Source organism: Arhodomonas sp. KWT (assembly GCF_010993615.1).
Genome location: NZ_WNXE01000270.1, coordinates 1,498 through 2,748, shown reverse-complemented (window position 1 = coordinate 2,748; position 1,251 = coordinate 1,498). Strand labels below are relative to the sequence as shown.

Here is a 1,251-nt window from a genome sequence, read left to right as displayed (position 1 = left end):
GGGATGTAGAGCGCGGCCATCATCACCAGCACCGGCGGGGTCAGCGCGGGCAGCAGGGCCGGGTTGAGCGCCAGGCAGATGACCAGGATACGCGGGAACATGGTGCCGCAGGCGATGAGAATGCCGGCGGCGAGCATGGGAGAGAGTGCGGCGTTGTCCCGGGACAGCCGCGAGAAGTGCAGGGTCAGCGCGGTGGAGGAGGACAGCCCGGCGAACAGGCTGGTGAACAGTGTCCCCCGTTCCGGGCCGCCGATGCGCATCGCGAAGTAGCCGACGAAGGAGATGCTCGCGATCAGCACCACCATCCACCATACCGCATAGGGGTTGATCGCGCCGCCGGGGCCGTAGCCGTGGTTGGGCAGCAGCGGCAGCATCACCACCGAGATCAGCAGCAGCTTGAGCGCGGCGTCAAGCTCGCGGGCCTCCAGGTGGCGGAGGAGGTCGTGGATGGACTGCTTGTTGTCGAGCAGGAAGGCGGTGACCACCGCCGAGGCCGCGGCGGCCACCGGTTCGCCGGCGACCGCCAGGGCGCCGAAGCAGAAGGTGAGCATCAGGCCGACCAGGCCGGTGATGCTGTAGTCCTCGGTGTGCCGGACCTGCAGGCGGAAGGCCACCAGCGCGGCGGCCATCACCGCGGCGAGCAGCGCCACCCCGGGCCAGGGGCCGAGCGGGTCGGCGAGTACCACGGCGAAGCCGCCGAGCAGACCCACCAGGGTGTAGGTGCGAAAGCCGGCGATACGCTTGCCCGGGGCGAGTTCGCGGCCCTGCCAGCCCCGCTGCAGGCCGATCAGCGCGCCGAGCAGGGCCGCCAGGAGCAGCCCCGCGAGGGTGCTCTGGCCGTCGGTGAACTGCTGCCACAGGCTCATTTGTGCCCCTCTCCGCCGAGGCGGGCGTGCAGCGCATCCACCAGCCGCTGCATGACCTCGACGCGGGCGTAGCGCTTGTCGTTGGCGGGGATGAGCTGCCAGGGGGCCGCGGCGGTGGAGGTGTGCGCGACCATCTCGTGGACGGCGCGCTCGTACGCCGGGCGACGCTCGCGATTACGCCAGTCCTCGTCGGTCAGCTTGTAGTGCTTGTGCGGCGTGTTGGCCCGGGCCTCGAAACGCCGGAGCTGCTCGTCGGCGTCGATGTGCAGCCAGAACTTCATGACCAGGCTGCCGTGCTCGACGAGCTGGTCCTCGAACTCGTTGATCTCCGGGTAGGCCTCGCGCCAGCGCTCCCGCGGGGTCAGGTTCTCCACGCGCTCGACCA

1 protein-coding gene and 1 pseudogene are annotated in these 1,251 nt (G+C 70.3%); both read right to left on the bottom strand.

Annotated elements, in window-relative coordinates; translation table 11 throughout:
- Window positions 1–866: DUF4010 domain-containing protein (locus tag G7A99_RS17715; protein ID WP_163142651.1), on the bottom strand; the 866-nt coding region annotated here is incomplete at its 3' end.
- Window positions 863–1,251, bottom strand: a pseudogene (locus G7A99_RS17710) (polyphosphate:AMP phosphotransferase); the annotation flags it as partial. The gene G7A99_RS17715 and the pseudogene G7A99_RS17710, both read right to left, overlap by 4 nt.